Annotated in this window: 15 protein-coding genes, 1 tRNA gene and 4 pseudogenes; 8 read left to right on the top strand and 12 right to left on the bottom strand. The window is 61.7% G+C overall.

What is annotated here, in order from left to right:
• The first annotated feature begins 136 nt into the window (after nt 1–136).
• Nucleotides 137–1,345, top strand: a complete 1,209-nt coding sequence (locus tag AYM40_RS04355; RefSeq protein WP_063495152.1) for a chromate transporter — start codon at nt 137–139, stop codon at nt 1,343–1,345.
• Between the two features lie 122 nt (nt 1,346–1,467).
• Here the strand turns inward: AYM40_RS04355 and AYM40_RS04350 are convergent, their stop codons facing one another.
• From AYM40_RS04350 to AYM40_RS04335, 4 genes and pseudogenes are all read right to left on the bottom strand, one after another.
• Nucleotides 1,468–1,926, bottom strand: a complete 459-nt coding sequence (locus AYM40_RS04350) for a CopD family protein (protein WP_063495151.1) — start codon at nt 1,924–1,926, stop codon at nt 1,468–1,470.
• A gap of 368 nt (nt 1,927–2,294) precedes the next feature.
• Nucleotides 2,295–3,953 (bottom strand): group II intron reverse transcriptase/maturase, encoded by a 1,659-nt coding sequence (ltrA, locus tag AYM40_RS04345; RefSeq protein ID WP_063495150.1) that lies wholly within the window; start codon nt 3,951–3,953, stop codon nt 2,295–2,297.
• 795 nt (nt 3,954–4,748) lie between these two features.
• Complete coding sequence (locus tag AYM40_RS04340) at nt 4,749–5,903, bottom strand: IS110 family transposase (RefSeq protein WP_063495149.1); 1,155 nt, start codon at nt 5,901–5,903, stop codon at nt 4,749–4,751.
• A gap of 235 nt (nt 5,904–6,138) precedes the next feature.
• A pseudogene (locus AYM40_RS04335) lies at nt 6,139–7,029 on the bottom strand (IS110 family transposase); the annotation flags it as partial.
• Nucleotides 7,030–7,539: 510 nt separating this feature from the next.
• Here AYM40_RS04335 and AYM40_RS04330 point away from each other — a divergent pair.
• The gene (locus AYM40_RS04330; protein WP_148662098.1) at nt 7,540–7,962 is read left to right on the top strand and encodes a hypothetical protein; all 423 of its coding nucleotides are present in this window, start codon (nt 7,540–7,542) and stop codon (nt 7,960–7,962) included.
• Between the two features lie 919 nt (nt 7,963–8,881).
• Here AYM40_RS04330 and AYM40_RS04325 read toward each other — a convergent pair.
• From AYM40_RS04325 to AYM40_RS04310, 5 genes and pseudogenes are all read right to left on the bottom strand, one after another.
• Nucleotides 8,882–9,323: pseudogene (locus AYM40_RS04325) on the bottom strand (SET domain-containing protein).
• 185 nt (nt 9,324–9,508) lie between these two features.
• On the bottom strand, nt 9,509–9,715 hold the full coding sequence (locus AYM40_RS04320; RefSeq protein WP_063495147.1) for a hypothetical protein: 207 nt from the start codon (nt 9,713–9,715) through the stop codon (nt 9,509–9,511).
• Between the two features lie 203 nt (nt 9,716–9,918).
• Nucleotides 9,919–10,202: pseudogene (locus tag AYM40_RS37960) on the bottom strand (HU family DNA-binding protein).
• Nucleotides 10,203–11,482: 1,280 nt separating this feature from the next.
• Nucleotides 11,483–11,986 (bottom strand): annotated as a pseudogene (locus AYM40_RS04315) (ATP-binding cassette domain-containing protein); the annotation flags it as partial.
• A 237-nt stretch (nt 11,987–12,223) separates the two neighbouring features.
• The gene (locus tag AYM40_RS04310) at nt 12,224–12,625 is read right to left on the bottom strand and encodes a DUF4399 domain-containing protein (RefSeq protein WP_063495145.1); all 402 of its coding nucleotides are present in this window, start codon (nt 12,623–12,625) and stop codon (nt 12,224–12,226) included.
• 341 nt (nt 12,626–12,966) lie between these two features.
• On the opposite strand from AYM40_RS04310, the gene AYM40_RS04305 reads away from it, so the two are divergent.
• Nucleotides 12,967–13,158: a rubredoxin gene (locus tag AYM40_RS04305; protein ID WP_063495144.1), complete on the top strand. Its 192-nt coding sequence runs from the start codon at nt 12,967–12,969 to the stop codon at nt 13,156–13,158.
• 232 nt (nt 13,159–13,390) lie between these two features.
• Nucleotides 13,391–13,465, top strand: a tRNA-Arg gene (locus AYM40_RS04300).
• Nucleotides 13,466–13,650: 185 nt separating this feature from the next.
• Here AYM40_RS04300 and AYM40_RS04295 read toward each other — a convergent pair.
• The 3 genes from AYM40_RS04295 to AYM40_RS04285 form a co-directional block, all read right to left on the bottom strand.
• Complete coding sequence (locus AYM40_RS04295; RefSeq protein ID WP_063495143.1) at nt 13,651–14,358, bottom strand: glutathione S-transferase N-terminal domain-containing protein; 708 nt, start codon at nt 14,356–14,358, stop codon at nt 13,651–13,653.
• A gap of 214 nt (nt 14,359–14,572) precedes the next feature.
• Nucleotides 14,573–14,794, bottom strand: coding sequence for a hypothetical protein (locus AYM40_RS04290; RefSeq protein ID WP_063495142.1), 222 nt, complete (start codon nt 14,792–14,794; stop codon nt 14,573–14,575).
• A gap of 147 nt (nt 14,795–14,941) precedes the next feature.
• Complete coding sequence (locus AYM40_RS04285) at nt 14,942–15,133, bottom strand: CsbD family protein (protein ID WP_063495141.1); 192 nt, start codon at nt 15,131–15,133, stop codon at nt 14,942–14,944.
• Between the two features lie 176 nt (nt 15,134–15,309).
• Here AYM40_RS04285 and AYM40_RS04280 point away from each other — a divergent pair, with 176 nt between their 5' ends.
• From AYM40_RS04280 to AYM40_RS04265, 4 genes are all read left to right on the top strand, one after another.
• A complete protein-coding gene (locus AYM40_RS04280) occupies nt 15,310–15,636 on the top strand; it encodes a hypothetical protein (RefSeq protein ID WP_063495140.1) in 327 nt (108 codons plus the stop codon).
• Nucleotides 15,637–15,908: 272 nt separating this feature from the next.
• Entirely contained in the window at nt 15,909–17,192 is a 1,284-nt protein-coding gene (gene dcm / locus AYM40_RS41815; RefSeq protein ID WP_063495139.1) for a DNA (cytosine-5-)-methyltransferase, read from the top strand.
• Nucleotides 17,193–17,222: 30 nt separating this feature from the next.
• Nucleotides 17,223–17,669: a very short patch repair endonuclease gene (locus AYM40_RS41810; RefSeq protein ID WP_063495138.1), complete on the top strand. Its 447-nt coding sequence runs from the start codon at nt 17,223–17,225 to the stop codon at nt 17,667–17,669.
• A 172-nt stretch (nt 17,670–17,841) separates the two neighbouring features.
• Nucleotides 17,842–18,345, top strand: a complete 504-nt coding sequence (locus tag AYM40_RS04265; RefSeq protein ID WP_063495137.1) for a YbhB/YbcL family Raf kinase inhibitor-like protein — start codon at nt 17,842–17,844, stop codon at nt 18,343–18,345.
• Nucleotides 18,346–18,414: the final 69 nt, after the last annotated feature.

The following is an 18,414-nucleotide window of genomic DNA, read 5'->3' as shown; positions in this document are numbered from 1 at the left end:
ATCCAACCGCAGCATCGCAAAACCCGCTACATTCACGCTGTACCGCGTTACAGTGCGATGCCGGCTGCCGGCGCACCAACACACACAACGATGATCCCAAGGGGCGGGCCGCCCGCGTACCGGCGCCCGCGGCGCCATGCAGACGATCACGAGCCAGGATGCCGCAAGGCGAGGAAGACGAGAACCGCTATGGACGCTGTTCCGGGTCGTGTTCGGCCTGTCGGCGCTGTCGTGGGGCGGCCTCGCGCTGATGGCGCAACTTGAAAACCACTACGTGGAACGCGAAGGGCGGCTCTCGCGCGTGGCCTTTTCCGATCTGATCGCGCTTGCCTGGATGGTGCCCGGACCGGTGGGCTGCAACGTCGCCGTGCAACTGGGACATGCGCTGCGCGGACGCGCCGGCGCCTGGGTGGCCGGCGTCGCAAGCGTGCTGCCCTTTTTCATGCTGATGACGCTGTTCGCGATCTTCTATCGCACGCCGCTCGTGCGGGCCGCTGCCTCTCAAACTTTGCTCAATCATTTCAGCGTGGTGCTGGCCACGCTGATCGCGATCACCTGGTACAAACAGACGCGCGCGCTGGTGCGCGGCAAGCTCGAATGGATCGCGGCGGTGCTCGGGTGTGTAGCGCTCTTCTATGCGCACAGTCCCGCGGCGTACGTGGTGATGCTCAGCACGGCTTTCGGCACCGGCTGGCTGGTCAGCACGGATCGCAATGCACGCATCGCCGTGTCGATCGGTCGCGGCGACTGGCACATGCTGGCCGCACTGTGCGTGCTGCTGGCGATATTCGCACTGCCGTTGCCGCATCGCTATGAGCTGGCGCTGCTATGGCCACGACTGGCGGGTGCGGGCATGACGTTGTTCGGCGGCGGTTTCTCGGCGTTGCCGGTGCTCAAGACGCTATTCGTCACGCCAGCCATCGGTGTATCGGATAACGACTTCACCTTGGCGTTTTCGCTATCGCCGTTATCGCCTGGACCGCTGTTGAACGTGGTGCCGTTCTTCGGCTATCTGGTGGATGGCTGGGTGGGCGCGCTGATTGCTACGCTCGCGCTTTTTGTGCCGTCGGGCTGCCTCGTGGTGCTGGCGCAGCGGCATCTGCATCAGTTGAAGGCCAATCCGCGTTTCGAGCACGGCATGCGGATCCTGCGCGCGGTCACCACCGCGTTTCTGGCGGTGGCGGTACTGCGCATCGCGGGGCATGTGCCGTTCAAACCTGAGTATCTGGTGACGGCGCTGTTCTCCGCCATGTGCTTCGCGAAACTCAAGGTGCCGGTGTATGTGGTGTACGGGACTGTGGCGATCGTGTGTGGGCTGTGGCTTGCCTGCGGCGCCATGCCGTAGTCGGTGGTGGCCCGCGCTTGATAACCGGTATTCATTCGCGCGCTTCAGAGCCGTCACTCACGCTCGCGCTGTGAAGCCGTACTCCACGACGCGAGCAGAATGTCGCGGTAAGTAGTCGGGCTTCAGAACCCGCGCGACAGCACCGCCACACCGATCGTCACCACACCCAGCACAATATTCACCAGCACCAGACGCCGGATCGTGCCGACCGCTTGCGCGCCGTCCGGCCACTTCTGCGCCTGCACCGCGCGGCGAATGCGCGGGAACACGGCGAAGCGAATGTGTCCGAAGATCAGCATCATCACGATGCCGATGCCGGCCATGGCATGCAACGGCCACGTGGCGTGACCGCCGCCGAATTGCATCAGCAGGAAACCGCCAGTGAGTAGAATCACCAGCACGGCTGCCGCGACCCAGTTGAAGAAGCGGCCGAACACCGACTCCCACAAAGGCAGACGAAGTTGCGGCGAAAGATCGGCAATGGCCGGGCGCAGACAGAAATGCGCAAACACCATTCCACCCACCCACACCGCGACCGCGAGCAGATGCAAAAAGAGTGCGAGTTCGATAGCTTTGTTCATGTTGTTTTCCTCTCCCGACGACGCCACACCGCTTGTGACGAGTGATATTAGTAGCGGCTATTGAGCGCATTCGACTGCGCGCTATGCGTGCAGTTCCATGTACTGGCGGCGTCTTAACATTCCTTGTAGTTGTTATTGCAACGCGCCCGATGCCGCGACGGCGTTACACCCCGGATTTTTGCTACGCGCGGCGTGCGCTTTAAAGCGCACGATGTGGCTGCTTGTGTTTCGAAGCACACGCCGCGTTCATGCCTGGCCCGCCGGGTAGCCAGGCGCGGTTGCCCGCACCTAGCCCCCTAAGAACTGTACGTGCAAGTTTCCCTGCATACAGCTCAAGCCTCTGCCAAGGCATCTTTCGACACCCGCTTTCACAACTTATTTCCGGCGTACTTTTGAATTCCATGACAACCGGGATGGTGCAGTTGAATGTTGCCCGCTGCAATCGACCCACCGTCGGTTCTTTTCACAATGAAGCGGGTGACCCAAGGGGTTCCTATTGCGATCGGTTCCTGACAGGTCGGACACAGGCCATCCTGCCTCAGCCAGACCCGGTAGAGCTTCGCGCGGCCCCTTGGCAGGTTCATCATCCTCTTGCCCCATCGGGTCTCGAAGTATGGTTCCCACTGTGGGTCGTGCGGGTTAGCCCCGGCCTTGATCTTGACATGCCGCTGTATCGGCGTGTCCGCCGCTTTCAGCAGGACAAGCTCCTTCTTCCCCCCATCCTCTTGTTTTTCGGTTGTGGCAAATACCCAGTTGCGGGTGCCTTGGGTTTTGAAGTATTTATCTTTGACCCAGCGGGCGCCTTTCTCTGGATGCCGTCGAACCGCCCATTGCCACAGCATTGACCAGACATATGTATCAACCCGAGCAAAGGTTTCCTTGGCGACCACATGGCGGTGATAGTTCGCCCAGCCCCGCAAAATCGGGTTGAGCAGGCGTATCAAGTTTGCTTGTTTGGCCGTCTTGTTGCCTTTGATGACTTCCCGGATCTTGTCAAGATGCGCTTTGACGTTCGCTTTCGACGGTTTCATCAACAGCTTGCCGTTGTACTTGCGGATATTCCATCCGAGGAAGTCAAACCCTTCGTCGATGTGCGTTACCTTGGTCTTTTCCGGCGACAGGACGAGCCCACGTTCCGCCAGAAATGCGACCACCGCGGGTTTGACCTCGTGCTCCAGCCACTCTTTCGAGTGGCCAGTGATGATGAAGTCGTCCGCGTACCGCACCATGTGCATTTTCAGGCCTGTCCGCTTTGCCTTCGGAAACTTCTCTGCCAGCATCGCTTCGAGACCATCCAACGTCATGTTGGCCACTACCGGTGAAATAATTCCCCCTTGAGGGACCCCGGCATCGGTCGGGAAGAGTTCGTCCTGATACACATATCCCGCCTTGAGCCACTTCTGCAGGATCACCTTGTCCGTGGGGATGTTAGCGACCATCCATGGATGGCTGATTTCGTCGTAACAGGCCTTGATGTCGGCTTCCAGCACCCACTGCGCGCTTGTCTTTCTCGCGAGGGCGATGAAGCATTGTTCCCCCGCGTCGGCTGTTGAGCGCTCCGGCCTGAACCCATACGAGTTCGGGTCGGCAGTGGTTTCCGCAACCGGCTCCAGAGCAAGCAGATGCAATGCTTGCATCGCCCTGCAGCGCATCACGGGTATGCCGAGCGGCCTCATTTTCCCGTTCTTCTTCGGTATCATTACCCTCCGAAGCGGAAGAGCCGAGTAACCCCGTCTCTTCAACGACGCAATCGCGTTGGTCTTTGCCCCCGGTGTTTTCCAGATGACCTTGTCGACACCAGGGGTGTTCTTGCCTTTGTTTTCAGTCACCCGCTTGACGGCTAATGCCTTGCCGCTGAACGAGTGGGTCAGCAGCCATTGCAAGGCTTTCACCTTGTTGTGCCTGCCGGCCTGTGTCCACTTCACAATACGCGCTTGCAGCCGTCTTACCTGACGCTGGACATCGGCCCAACTGATGCCGTCCCATGCCACGCCGGAAGGCGCACACGCTGGTGTTGCTGCGTCCATTTGCTTCCCTTCCGTTAAGATGGTTCTACCTACTCTCTTGTGATGAGAGACCACGAGGAAGTTTGCCCGCTTTCGCGTGGGATGATGTTGCAACCCCTATCCATCCGATTACAGGATGGCGTTCGCTTTGTCCTCAATCCTTCGCCCGCATCGCCATGGGCAAGCCTTGCGGCTTGCTGTCCCCGAGGGGAGCGATACGGGATTTCCACGTTCCGCTTGCGAAAGCATGTCGGGTTAGGCGCCTGCTGTCGACCGGGAGGCGTATGGGTCACGAGAGCGTATAAGTGAAGACGCTCTTCCCACCTCCATTGCCATTTTGGCTCAAGCGCAGTAGCCACTTCCGCTTGTTTAGAATAACGACCTTTATCGCAGATTCACATGTGTTCGCCATGCCGACTGTCTAGCACTCATCCGGCGTGTGGCTGCCAGAAGGGTACGCCTCTCGCGATTGATACCCCGCATCTTGCGATGCTTCGTTACATTGTCAGAGTCGCTCTTTATTCAGACTCCTAGACTCGCCCGGTGACACGGGCGGTTCCCTCATGTTGAAGCGGGAACAGCTCCTGCAAGCAACTTCGTGTCGCAGTCACCACCTTCTATCCGCTGGCGTGTCGCCAGCCTTATCCTGCATGCGCGTTACGCCGGAATCTCTTCCGGGAACATGCCCCATCTGAAAATATTCGGTTGCTTCAGCAACCCAGCGTGATCACGGGCATGTTCACTCCAACCGTGTTTGCTACGCAAATAAAATGCCAAGAAAAACCTCTACATCCTATCAGGTAGACATAAGTATGCCTAAACGTTCTTAAGATCCGCGCCTTCGGGAATGACTCCGTCTTTCAGATAGCGCCACAGTGCAATGGCAAGACGTCTCGCCACCGCGACGATAGCGATACGTCGCGCACGTCGGTTCGGCCCCGTGCCCTGTGTGCGTTGGTCAAACCATTTTGTTAGTGCGCTGCCGGGCTGGTAGCGCAGCCACGTCCATGCAATCTCGATCAGCAGCGCGCGTACCCGCCGGTTTGACTGTTTGCTGATCCCTTGATCGATCTGGCTTTCGCCGCTGTCGTATGGCTGAGGCACCAGCCCGACGCACGAGCCGACTTCGCGGCGATTGTTGAAGTTCCGCCAGAAGAGCTCGAGCGCAAGGCGCGAGGCGCCTACTTCGCCTATACCCTTCAGCCGCGCCAGCGCATCGCAACGCTGGCGCGCGACTGCTGGTACGTTTGTCTTTCGCGTGCTCTCCAACACCGCAAGTTGCTGTTCGACGAGGGCCAGCCGATCGCACTCACGCCGTAACCGCTCATACAGCTCGCGCGGTAACGGCGCACCGTCGTGGCAGCGTACTTCGTCGCGCTCGAGTCGGTCCGCGAATGCCCGGTGATCGACAGCATCCCAGCAGCCGAGGGTGGCCAGCAGCTTGCGCATGCGATCTTGGTGCTGCAGGATTTCCTTCTGTAGTTGCCCGCGCTCTCGCATCAAGTGGCGCGATGCCTCGTCCTCCGGTAACGGTACGCGAATCACATGCATGCGATCGCGCTCGCCGCGCAGCCACGCGCGCAAATTGATGACCAGCTTGATGACATCGAGCCGATCGGTCTTGGCGCGCCGCTGGTGGCGTTCGACCGGAATGCTGGCCGGATCAATGACGTAGCAGTCGACGTGTCGAGCCCGTAACGCGCGCCAGATCCAGAACGCGTCCTGCCCGGCCTCATAGCTCACGACAACCCGTACATCTGTCGGTAATGACCATCTTTCCTTGTGGGTCTCGATCAGGTCCAGCACTGCCTGCAGGCGCGCCGCAGCCTGCGGCTGTCCAACGGTGTGGACGGCCGGCTTCTCGCGCCGGCCGTCGTGAAACGCGACTTTCCATTTGGCCGCCGCCAGTTCCAGCGACACTGCCAGCACCAGTCCGTCACCACTACCTGTGTATGCCTGATCGGTAAGCATGATGTTCTCCTGTGAGCAAACCTCAGCATGCTGATTTTAGGCGTCAGCTTGGCGAGGGACTCGCTTCATAGGATCTGACATCCGCGGGTTGGATACCGCATTACAGAGGTCCGCCTCATGAGCCTGCCGCTAACTTCCGCCGCAAGTTGGTGATGCCCGTTGCGTAATACCATCGCGGGTTGCTCGGATGCCGGGCTGCGCCGCCTTCAGGAAACTCCTTCCGTTGTTCGGGAAATCACACACAGGCCGCGGGCGGTTCGCTGCGAGGTATTGCAAGCGCCATGGCCAGTCGACTGATGTCCCAGATGAACGCCGCCAGTTCGCGGGCAATAGCCACGATCGTGATGTTGATGGGCTTGCCTCGCGCGGTCAGCCGGGGGAATCGTCGGCACAGCCGCACCTGGGCGTCCCAGGCGCGGTCGATGATGGCCTTGGGCAGACCTTCGAGACGGGCCTGGATTTCCGGGCTGACGCGGGCAGGATGGCGGTAACTCCAGGCCGCTTCGACCAGCAGTCTTCGGGCGTAGCTGTTGCCGGTTTTGGTAATGCTGCCCTGGCGGCGTTTGCCTCCCGATGAATGCTCGGATGGCGTTACGCCGAGCCAGGCCATCAGCTGACGCGGGTGTTCGAAGCGGGACAGGTCGCCCACTTCTGAAATCATCCCGACGGCGGTAACGAACTGGACGCCCCGCATGGCCTGCAGGGCCAGCACTACCGGATAGAAGCGCCAGGAGATCACCGCTTCGCGTAGGGCTGTTTCGAGACGGGCGCACTGCGCAAGCCGGTCCTCGATCGTGCGCCGGTGTTCGTCAAAGGCAAGGTGCTGCCAGGCGCTGGGAAACGAACAGCGGCCCAGCCAGCGACGGTGCGCCTCGCCCCAGTTTGCGCTACCGGTATAACGGACGCCATGCGCGAGCAGGAACGACTTCAGTCGATGCCGTGCACGTCGCAGATCCTCGCGGGCAGCCGCCCACGCGCGGGCGAGATCCCGGAATGCCTCGTCTTCAATGCCGGGCACGTACACGGCCGACAGGTCGTCGGCGCGCAGCGAGCGCGCCAGCTTGATGGCATCACGCCGGTCGGTCTTTACGCGCTCGCCCGGCTTGCGCGGGATCAGTGAAGGTGCCGCGCAGGCCGACGGCCACGGCGGCCTTTGCTCGAACGCAACGTTAAAGGGACCGTATGGGTTTAGCGCCCAGGGGGAAGTTCTTGGATTGCTGGAGGCAACAACAACAGGTAGCGTTCTGCATCCGTTCGCCACCCCGTCCATCCTGAATGACGTCGCCATCGTGACGTTCGATGGCGCAGGTCATTTTGCACGGACCGACTTCGGGAATATGACCTGCCCCTTACTTAGCGTGTTGACGGGAGCCTTGCCTGGCGGGGCTGATTCGATGCCGAGGACCAAAATCCTCGGCATTTTTTATACTTACCGGCCCAAAAATTTAAAAACAGGCCGGCATTTCCGCCTCAGCGCCCGAATGGGACGCCTTTCCGCACGGCAACTCGTTGGCGCAACCCATGCGCACTCGTCGCAGGGCCGCCAAAACTGGGCATAAACTCGCTTCAAACACCGTGCAAGCACCGCTCCCACGTCAGCCCCTATAGCCCCGCTGGACGGGGTCTTCGCCGCGTTATGCAAGTGGAAAATATTTTCGAAAAAGTAAAAGCCCCGCCAATCCAAGACCGGCGGGGCTCTTCGTCAAATAAATTGCCCGTCATCAACACGCTAAGTAAGGGGCAGGGGAATATGAACGGGGTCCCGAAAGGCGGGCAGACTGCATTCAATCCGAATCAGAGCGGCTCCTACGCGGTGAACGCCGATTGCACCGGTACCATGCAAATCACGTACACTGGCGGCCCCGTGCCGGCCGGCGTCGTGCTTGACTTGGAAATGGTGGTCGCTGACGACGGGACGGTCGTCAAAGCGATTATCGCCACGGAGACCGTACCGTCCGCCGGGCCGACCGCCGACGGCACGACGTGCTCATCGAATTGCCAGTTAGGTGTGCAAGTGAGCTTTGAGGGTAAAAAGGTCTTGGTCTACGGCTTCCGCTAGTCGAATCGCACATTGAATTGTGCTTTCTCTCTATGGTGCGTTCCATGGGGTGGCGCCGAGCCCGTGCTCGGGCAGGTTTGCCACCCTTTAATGCCCGCCGCCTTCAGCCAGGTGACCGCCAATTCCCCCGGTCTATCGCGATACGGAACCCGACGCTGCTCGTGATGTTGGCGGACACCGACGCCACCAACATGGCGATGGCTGCACAAGGAGGCGAGCGTCGATTGACGTGATCGCGCGCGTAGGTCCGTTGTTTGGGCGGAGCCGACGTTCGAACGTCCGCGTGAAGGTCGGGTTGAATGTCTCAAACTGGCCGAACTCGGTCCGCTGCGGGAGACTTGCCGCGTACGATTCGCGGAGGCCGCTGAATGCTCTTGGGTTATTCCCAACGATCATAGGGTCGCCCGATCCAGCGGCGATTACGAAAACAGTGGCAAAGATTCGAGGCCGGATTGGAGCCGACGCCGCAGCGACGCAGATCGACTTGCACGTGGAGCAGTTTCCCCGCTAGCCGAACCGAGCCGCTGGTATAGATCCGATAGCGCCCGACAAACGGACGTGCGAGCCGGCGTCGCCGCCAATGCCAGTTCAAGCTGGTCCAGCAGTTCCGGCAGATTCACCTTCCCTGCTATCTTTCCTGCGAACTTCCGCTTCTGCATAAGGCCGCTCCCCTATAGCTGTCGAGATACGCGCTGGCGTCGACCTCACCACCAATCGTCAAGCTCCAGCGACATCTGTTTCTTCGCATTTGCGCCAGGCGCACGGTCGGATGCATCGCCCTTTAGCAACGGTGACTTCAGCACATCGAGATGGAAAACCACATCCATGCCGATCCGGACAAATCCCTCATTCTCCCGCGTCGGGCTGCCGGCGCTTTTCGGGATAGCGATGCTGCCAACTGGCTCCTCCGCCCCTCTGTTCACGCTGCGTCCGCCAGCATCGAGTGACGACAGTCCGCCGCGGCGCACCGGCACGCGTACTGGCGCCCGGACGTCCTCATCCAGCGGATCGTCAGTGGCAAGCAGATATTCAATGAACAATTCTTCACCGGCCCCGATCGAGCGGAGCGTGTGGATGAAGATGCGATCACCGTCTTCAATGGTTTCGCAGTTGGGCGCGCACGCGTGATTGAGCCAGCGCGCGCTGTTGCCGCCACGGCTGCCGTCGATCACCCGCCCATCCGACAGGCCGAAAAGAAACGTATGGCCTGCGATGCCTTCGCGCCGATGACGGCGCACCGCACTTCGCCACGAGGTGATTTCACCCTTGTACTCAAGCACGCGCTCGCCCGCCGCGAGCGCGTACTTGGCGAACACGCCTTTACCGTGAACTGAAGACCGCCGGACAACTACGCGCTGCATACTCTTTCCTTTCCCGATGTCAGCGCCAGTATACGAGTAGCAAATTTCCGCATCCAGCGCGATGGAATAAGCAGGCACTTGCTACGTTCGGGCACCGGCGGGCATATCGAAGCTGGAGAGTCGAAGTATTTGATCCGCAGCCATGCCCGAAATGACCGACCGATCGCCCGCGAAGAGATCCAGCTTCAGAAAAGCTGAGCGCCGAGATCGCGCAGACTGATCCACTTGACGGTGCTGACGAAGGTCCTGCCCGTCGTATCGAGAGATACGATCATCGCGCGCTGCCCAAGCGCTTCTGCAATCACGCGCACGATGCGCGTCCGGTAGCGCAGCAGCGCACCGATCGGTGGACACAGCGGCTCCCGCCTGCTCGGCGATCGTTTCTTTTCCATACAGCTATCTTTATAGATGGTGCAGCGAATCGAAGGGGCCGCGGCACGTCGCAGCATCTCGCTACCGATGCTACCTGGCCGACTTGCCCAGGTCCAGGCTCTTTGCACAATCACGCCCGCTCCCTGACGCCAGCCAACGGTGGGGTCGACGTGCCCCCGCTGAGTACCGCCGGCAGGAAGCCTGCCGACGGTTCGCCCCGCTCTCAGCCGCCGTTCACCGCATCCTTGAAATGCCTTGCCCGCCGTGAACTTGACGGTCTTCGCCGCAGGGATCTGGATCTCGGCGCGGTGGCCGGGGTTGCGACCCGACCCGCGCGGCACGCGCACCGGTGGAAAACGAGCCGAAGCCGATCAGTTTGCACCGTCTTTCCGTTCGTCAGCGCACCGGTGATGGCTGCGATCACCCGCGTCAATCGTCTCGCCCGTCGCGGCCTTGCTGTCTCCCGGTCTTCGCGGCGACCGCATCCACCAGTTCCTGCTTGTTCATTGTGAACTTTCCTCGTTGTGGTTGAAATCTCGTCACCCTACCCGATCGGCGCGCCTTCGCGCAATCGGCACACAGCGGCATGTGGTCCGCGACAGGCCCGTCGTCCTGTCGTGCCGGGCACGCACCGGGTGAAGTCGCCAGGGGAATCTGTCCTGGGCACGGTCGAGGACGCTGACCGCGAAACGTCAACGCCCGGTTCTGCGCCGGAGCCAGTCTTCCCCGAGGGTCGACCGCCGCAGACCGCCGGGCACGTCTCTGCGTTTTCAAAGTCTTCTATTGCGCGTGGCCGCGCGCTTCGCGGCTGCGGTCACAAAATCCAGTCCCCGCGTCCTCAGGTCACGGTCGGCGCACCGCGTCATCACGCCAGGATGCCATCCGGCGACGTCATCCGGTCCATATAACGGCCAGTGTCCGCAAATGAAGGGGTAGATAGCCCCAACTATCGACCCCTTCATTGCCGCTGGCTTTGAGACGCATCTGCGCGGCGAAGGCCGCGTCATACCCCACTCCCGGTCGGCTTCCTGGTGTGCTCGGCCTCCGGGGCAGCCGTCACCGCGCGTGCTACCATGGCCGCGTGGGGCTGGACGACGCAACAGAGCATCGAATTACCGTGCGTCGCAGCCAGCCTGGCGTGCTTCAGGCCTGGGGGCCGGTGATGAGCATCAATGCCGTGCATGCAGCCGTTGTCCTGGCAATTCCGGTTCTCGCCATTGGCTTCGCGGCCGCGTCTTTCCGGGTGTTCAGCCGCAGGGTGCAGCACCCGCGACGGGGCGCGGCCCGATGGATCCAGGTCCCGTTCGACCGCCTCCTGAACCGGCCCGGGACGCGTGCGGAATCCCGCCGGCGGCGCGACCTGGCGGCCCAACAAACTGAAGCAGGCCCAGCGCGGATCGGCAGAAAACACTGTCGGCAAAAAACCCTGACGCGGGCGCCCCGGCCTGTCCGCCCCGGCCAGGCGGCGGCGGGCTCGCTTCAGGCGGCGGCCTCCAACGGGTCACCGCGGTGCCTCACCCCGGTGCCGCTGCGCACCCACGAAGCCTGCATGACAGGGGGGCCGCGCCCCGTCCCCCAAAGGTCGTCCCGGGTGAGGGAGGCGCCGTGCGGGTGGGCCCGTGGCCGCCGCCCGGTTCCGGCATCCCTTTCATCCCCGCCCCCCGGTTGCCCTTGGGGTGCCCCTGTCGGGCCATCGCCAATCCGTTCGTTCTGCCAACCAGTTTTTTTCACGACTGCGGCAGCCGACCGGGCGGCGGTCCGGCCCCGGCCCGCGCACCCGCACGCCCGCGCTTTTGCATCCCGCCCGACAGCGAACCGACCCGCGCCTCGCCATTCAGACCGATTTGCTGCAGCGTGGTGGCCACGCGCGTGCTCCAGTTCCAGGCGTCCGAATGGTCGAGCGCCGATTGCAGCGTGTTCATGCGCGACATCAGCGCGTCGTGCTCCGGGCCTTCTGGCTCGTCGGCCAGCTGATTGGCGACCGCGTCATATTGATCCAGCAGCTCGCGGGCGTGAGTCAGGCCGGCGGCGACCGCTTCGAACACCGTGTCGTCCGTATCGAACTCCGGCTCTTGCGGCACGTAGACCGACGTCAGGCCCTGTTGGCGCGTGATGAGGCCATCGTCCGGCTTGGTCAGATCGGCGACGATTTTCAGCAGCGACGACTTGCCCGCGCCGTTACGGCCGATCAGCCCAACGCGCTCGCCCGCTTCGAGAGAGAAATCCGCGTGATCGAGCAACGCGACGTGACCGAACGCCAGTTGGGCCCCGGTAATGGTGTAAAGCGACATGGAGAATTGGAGAAGACAGCGATGAGTCGGAACTGCTCATTGTACCGGGCGCGCGGGCGGGTGCCTGTATGCCGGAAGAGATAGGCTGAATGGCCAGCTTGCAAAACGGGGATGAACCGTACGCAAGCCAGATGCAGACCGGATCCGACTGGGTTCAAGCCCTGCGCAAGCCAGGATATAAAACGGAAAACGCGGCCGGACGGCGCTCGCGCACGTCCAGCCGTCTCACCCGTCACGTTACTTCACGTGCACCGTGATGGTCTTGCTCATCTCCGGCCCATACGAACGATGCGCACCGTCGCCGAATTGCAGCGTCAGCGTATGGTCGCCCGGCGGCAGCGTCAGATCGGTTTCGGTCTGGCCCTTGCCGAAGTGGAGCGATTTGTCGTTGGCGGGAATCACTTCGCCCTTGGGAAGCGGCTTGCCGTCGATCAGCAGATGATGATGGCCCGTGCCTTCCGTCATCGTGCCGGCTGGCGCGATCTTCATGCCGTCGACACCGAACACCACGTGCACCGGATTGCTGACGGTTGCACCGTCCGCCGGCTGCACGAACGACACGCCTGTGGCCTGCGCCGCGCCCGATACGGCGAGCAAGCCGGCCAGTACCGTACCGGCCAACCATGTGTTCTTAAACATCGTTTTTCTCCTTTTTCTGGGAAACGAGAGTCATGCGCGGCCATGCAGGCGTCGATGGCGGCTCAAGTCGCCTGAGGCCGATCGTCGCAACGCATGCCAAGCGCCCGCCGCGCCTGTCCAAAAGATGAGTTGCGGATCAAAGCATACACGCTGTGTATGACGGAGTCCGTCACGCGGGCCCGGACACGTCTCAGGCGCTTTGCGGCGCTGCCGCATGGGTAGTTAGCGATGCATTTGACGCGGTGCATTTGACAAATTCCGGTAACATTGCGGGTCGCCGCCGTGCCCCAAAAAGGGGCAGACTGGGCGGATCATTGCATTGAACCAAAGAAGAGTACGTCGTGAGCGAAGTAATTGAAGTGACTGAATATAAGAGCTGGGTCTGCCTGATTTGCGGCTGGATCTACAACGAAGAAGAAGGCCTTCCCGAAGAAGGTATCGTCCCGGGCACGCGCTTCGCCGCGATTCCGGACGACTGGCACTGCCCGCTGTGCGATGTAAGCAAGGCGGAGTTTGCGGTGGTGGAATTCTGAGTGAGCTCGATTAAACCGGGGGTGCGCTGTCTGATGTAGTGCGCCGGGCGGTTCGCGCGGCCCAGTGGGTGAAGCCTGCTGGGCCGTTTGCTTTGTGTGACGGGCTTTGCAGCCCTCCTCGCGGCTGGGCGTGTTTGATATACTCTGCGCTCGCTGGCGAATTTGGACTCGCCTGGTCCCTGCCCGGGGTTGTTCGTCGGCGGGATTACAGCGATTATTTTGGTTCGGTCCTCTCCCCGTAGTTCAATGGATAGAACAAGTGCCTCCTAAGCGCTAGATACAGGTTCGATTCCTGTCGGGGGGACCAATCAGCGTCCCAGCGTCTCCCAAATTTGCCCAGACAAGCCCCGCATGCCTTGCGCTACGGGGCTTTTTGTTGCCATCACGGGTGCAACAGCTTCCTTTGGCGTCGCGGATGGCTTCGACTGTCATGGTTGCGCCTCTGATGCCAACAACAGCCGGAAACGATCCACGCCCCCGGCCGCCCCCCCATCACGAAGGCCGCTTCGGAATATCCAATCCCTTCGCCACCGCCGGACGCGCAACGAACGCCGCCAGCACCCGCTTCACATTCGGAAAGTCTTCGATCCCGACCAGATGCCCTGCTTCGTAGAAGCCGATCAGATTGCGCACCCACGGGAAGGTCGCGATATCGGCGATCGAGTAAGCATCGCCCAGGATCCAGTCACGCCCTTCGAGCTGCTGATCCAGCACCGCAAGCAGCCGCTTCGACTCGGCGATATAACGGTCGCGCGGGCGTTTATCTTCGTATTCCTTGCCGGCGAACTTGTGGAAGAAACCCACCTGGCCAAACATCGGGCCGATGCCGCCCATCTGGAACATCACCCACTGGATCGCTTCATAACGGCCAACGGCATCCTGAGGAATCAATTTGCCCGTCTTCTCCGCCAAGTAGATCAGGATCGCGCCGGATTCGAACAGCGGCAGCGGCTTGCCGCCGGGGCCGTTCGGATCGATGATCGCCGGAATCTTGTTGTTCGGATTCAGCGACAGAAACGCATCCGACATCTGATCGTTCGCATCGAAGCGTACGAGGTGCGGCTCATACGGCAGACCGGTTTCTTCGAGCATGATCGACACCTTCACGCCGTTGGGCGTCGGCAGCGAATACAGCTGAATCCGGTCCGGATGCTCGGCAGGCCATTTCTTCGTGATCGGGAAGGTGGAGAGATCGGTCATGGTGAGGGTGTAAACCTTGTGCGAGAGCTTCGGCTGGAAATCGGAATCGGGAATCCGCGATCGGCCAGATGGCCGAAAAGAAAGACCCGAACGCGCGACCGCCAAATATAAACCGACTCAGCACAACGCGTGCGAGCCCGCCTCAAAACACCCTGGTGCGAACGTGGCCACTCAACGCGCCTCCTTACCGCCTAACCGCCCGCGGCGGCAAGGCTCACCACAAATCTTTGGTCGCCGTACCGGCGCGCAGGTTATACCCATCGCGCCACAGCGTCGCGCCGACCGTCAGCAGCAGGGTCTTCTGCTCGCCATCGAGTTGCTCCCACGCCCCAGCCAGCCAGGTGGCAAAACTCGCACAGGTGGTTTCGAGGTCGACGGGTACTTTGCCCTCCAGATACTGCCGTTCGAACATCGAAAGCACTTTTTCGGGTGTCATGGGCGCCTCCCCCTAGTTGAATCCGCCCAGTCTAAAGGCGGCGCACGACGCGCGGAGCGTCTGCGGCGCCGAACCCGGGTTACTCCCAGGCCAGAACACAAAAGGCGCCGAAGCGCCTTTTCCCATCAAGCGACCCCGCGAGCCGCATTACGGCGCGTTGCGCTTTGCATTGTCCTTGGCGTCTTCCTTAGCGTCGCCATAAGCCTTTTGCACTTTGCCGGCGGCTTGCTGGAGGTCGCCCTTGAGCTCCTTACCGGGGTTGTTGGTGGCCTTGCCGACGGCTTCGTTGACCTTGCCCTTGACCTGCTCGCCCACGCCTTTTACCTGGTCCTTGTTCATGTTCAGCTCCGATTTCTGGAATGCCGGCGCGACATTACGCCAGTATCCCTGTTCAGCAACGGGTGTGCCCGCGCCCGCCGCCAGCCGGTTTCGCCCTGTCAGGCCGGTCGCGAAAAATATTTCAAAAAGCCCTAAAGTCCCTCCGCAGCCTGCCGTAAAGGCGCCATGGAGGAGCTATGGAACGCACACCCATTACGCAGACGGGGTCATCCCAGGCGGCGCTGATCGACCAGGACATCGCGCATATCGGGCGTGTGATGCGGCCGTCTTTACACGGCGACCTGGGCGGACCGATTCTGCCGACCGCCTACTGGCGCAAGCGTCTGCACCAGTTGCTCGACACCGGCAATCTGTCCCACGCGCAATTGTGCGGAGTCGACAGCCTCCTGCTGCAGCTCGACCAGTTCGAAGCCGCACCCCAGCCAGTTCTGGATGAGCTGCCCCCGGCAGACGCCGCGCTGCCCCAGCCGCTACAGGCCGCGACCTCCGACGACCATTTCTGACACGCTGCAAGCCTTGATGGCCGGCCTTCCACGCCGGCCAGTCCGACTCGTATCCGCTAAAAAAAGGCCGCGAACCCTGTCGCGGCCTGAACACGTCGCAACGCGGGGAATTCGCGTCACACGACAAGCCTGCACGTCCAACCGTGACAGCCGCGTTTAGGCGAGAACAGGCTTTGCTTGCCGGAAATATTCCGCCCCTTGTCCGCGGAAATAGGAAAAATGGGACGACCTTAGGTCATAATGTCCGCAAAAATTCCCCAGCAAGGACCTCTGTGACCCACGCCCCACCGCTCGACCTGCTCAGACAGGCGCGCACCCGCTTCACCCAACGCGAAATCGCAGCGCACGTCGGTAAGGACATCAAGACGGTGCGCCGCTGGGAAAAAGGCGAAACGCCGTGTCCGTCCATGCTCGAACCGGCCTTGCGCGATCTGCTGCACAGCGGCGGTCGGACGAAGGCCGGCGCGGCTACGGGCGGCGCCCAGTTCCGCTTTATCGATCTGTTTGCCGGCATCGGGGGCATTCGCATGGGTTTCGAGGCGCACGGCGGCGACTGTGTCTTCACGAGCGAGTGGAACGATTTCTCCACCAAAACCTATCGCGAGAACTACCCGGCCGACGGCGAACACACGCTGATCGGCGACATCGTTTCGTTTCCCGCCGAAGCGGTGCCGAGTCACGATGTGCTGCTCGGCGGCTTTCCGTGCCAGCCGTTCTCGATCGCCGGCGTCAGCAAGAAGAACGCGCTGGGCCGCCCGCACGGATTCGAGTGCACAACGCAAGGCACGCTGTTTTTCGACGTCGCCAGGATCATTGCGGCAAAGCGCCCCGCCGCGTTCCTGCTGGAGAACGTGAAGAATCTGCTTTCGCACGATAAAGGCCGTACCTTCGACGTGATCCTGCAGACCCTGCGCGACGAACTCGGCTACGAAGTGCACTACCGCGTGGTCGACGGCCAGCATTTCACGCCACAGCACCGGGAACGCATCATCATTGTCGGCTTTCGCGGCAAGACGTCGTTCACCTGGGACGATCTGCGTCTGCCGGAAAGCGGCCCGCGCCTCGGCTCGATCCTGCATCGCACCGACGGCAGCGAACCGGTGCTGCCGTGGGACCACGATCGCTTCTTCGACCATGCCGGCAAACGCGTGCAAGCAAAGTACACGCTCACGCCGAATCTCTGGACCTATCTGCAAAACTACGCGGCGAAGCATCGTGCAGCGGGGAACGGCTTTGGCTTCGGCATGGCTTATCCCGACAGCGTCACGCGCACACTCTCCGCGCGTTATCACAAGGACGGCTCGGAAATTCTGGTCTATCAGGGCGAACAGTTGCGGCCGCGACGCCTCACGCCGCGCGAATGCGCCCGGCTGATGGGCTTTCCCGATACCTTCAGGATTCCGGTCAGCGACACGCAGGCTTACCGGCAATTCGGCAACAGCGTCGTCATGCCGGTGATGCGGGAAATGGCGCGCATCATGCTGCCGCACGTGCAAACCCTGCTCGCCAAGGAAACGCACAATGGTTCGAAGCAAGCCCTTTCGCTCTATTCCTGAGCGGCCCGTTCCCCTACCCAGGCGCTAGCGATGGTCGATATCGTCGACAGCGCAACGCGCAGCCGGATGATGTCCGGCATTCGCGGCCGCAACACGAAACCCGAAATTCTGATCCGCAGCCTGCTGCATGGCCGGGGTTTTCGCTTCCGTCTGGACGCACGCGACCTGCCGGGCCGCCCGGACATCGTGCTGCCGCGCTACCGCGCTGTCGTACTGGTGCACGGCTGCTTCTGGCACGGTCACGACTGTCATCTTTTCAAATGGCCGCAAACGCGGCCGGAGTTCTGGCGCGACAAGATCGGCCGAAATCGCAGCAACGACGACAAAGTTCAGGCGGCGTTGCTCGCCAGCGGCTGGCGCGTCGGGGTGGTATGGGAATGCGCTTTGCGTGGCGCGAATCGCGATATCGAGGGCGTGTTGCAACGGCTCGTCGAGTGGTTGAAGAGCGACGCGCCGCGCTTCGAGGAGCGCGGCTGAAAGCTGCTTGTAGCCCACCCGATTGGAACGAATCCGCAAGCGGCTGGTGATACACTCGATTGGCTAGCTCGGGGCATTTTTGCGAGCCGAACTTGCAGAAATCGGGCGGTAAGCCGGCAGCAAAAAAACACGCCCCGACCATCCCAGAACCACTCACGAAGGGAGGCACACGATGGCTGATTTCCGTCTCTGGTCCGACGATTTCCCCACCAATGGCTTTATGCCGAAAGCCCACGAATACCACGACAAGGCCTTCGGTGTAGACGGCGAGAATATCTCGCCCTCATTGCAATGGGATGCGCCACCGGCCGACACCCAAAGCTTCGCGCTCACCGTTCACGATCCCGACGCGCCCACCGGCAGCGGCTTCTGGCACTGGGTTGTCGTCAACATTCCGGCTGACGCCCGCTCACTGCCGCGCAACGCCGGCAAGGCCGATGGCTCGCTGCTGCCGCCAGGCGCGCTGCAGGTGCGCAACGACTACGGCACGGTCGGCTTCGGCGGCGCAGCGCCCCCGCGTGGCGACAGGACGCATCGCTACATCTTCCGCCTGCATGCGCTGAAGGTGCCGCACCTGCCGATCAACGCGGACACCACCAATGCGGTCGCGCGTTTCATGACGCATCTTAACGAGCTCGACTCCACCACCCACACCGGCCTGTACGAGCTCAAATAACGCATGAGACACGATGCCGTTGCGCTGTCGCAGCGCCGGCATCGTCGCTGCGTGCCGTCTTGTCTTCCA

This window comes from Paraburkholderia phytofirmans OLGA172, from assembly GCF_001634365.1.
GTDB lineage: Bacteria > Pseudomonadota > Gammaproteobacteria > Burkholderiales > Burkholderiaceae > Paraburkholderia.
The sequence above is the reverse complement of the archived record's forward strand: the minus strand, read 5'-3'. Positions and strand labels throughout refer to the sequence as shown.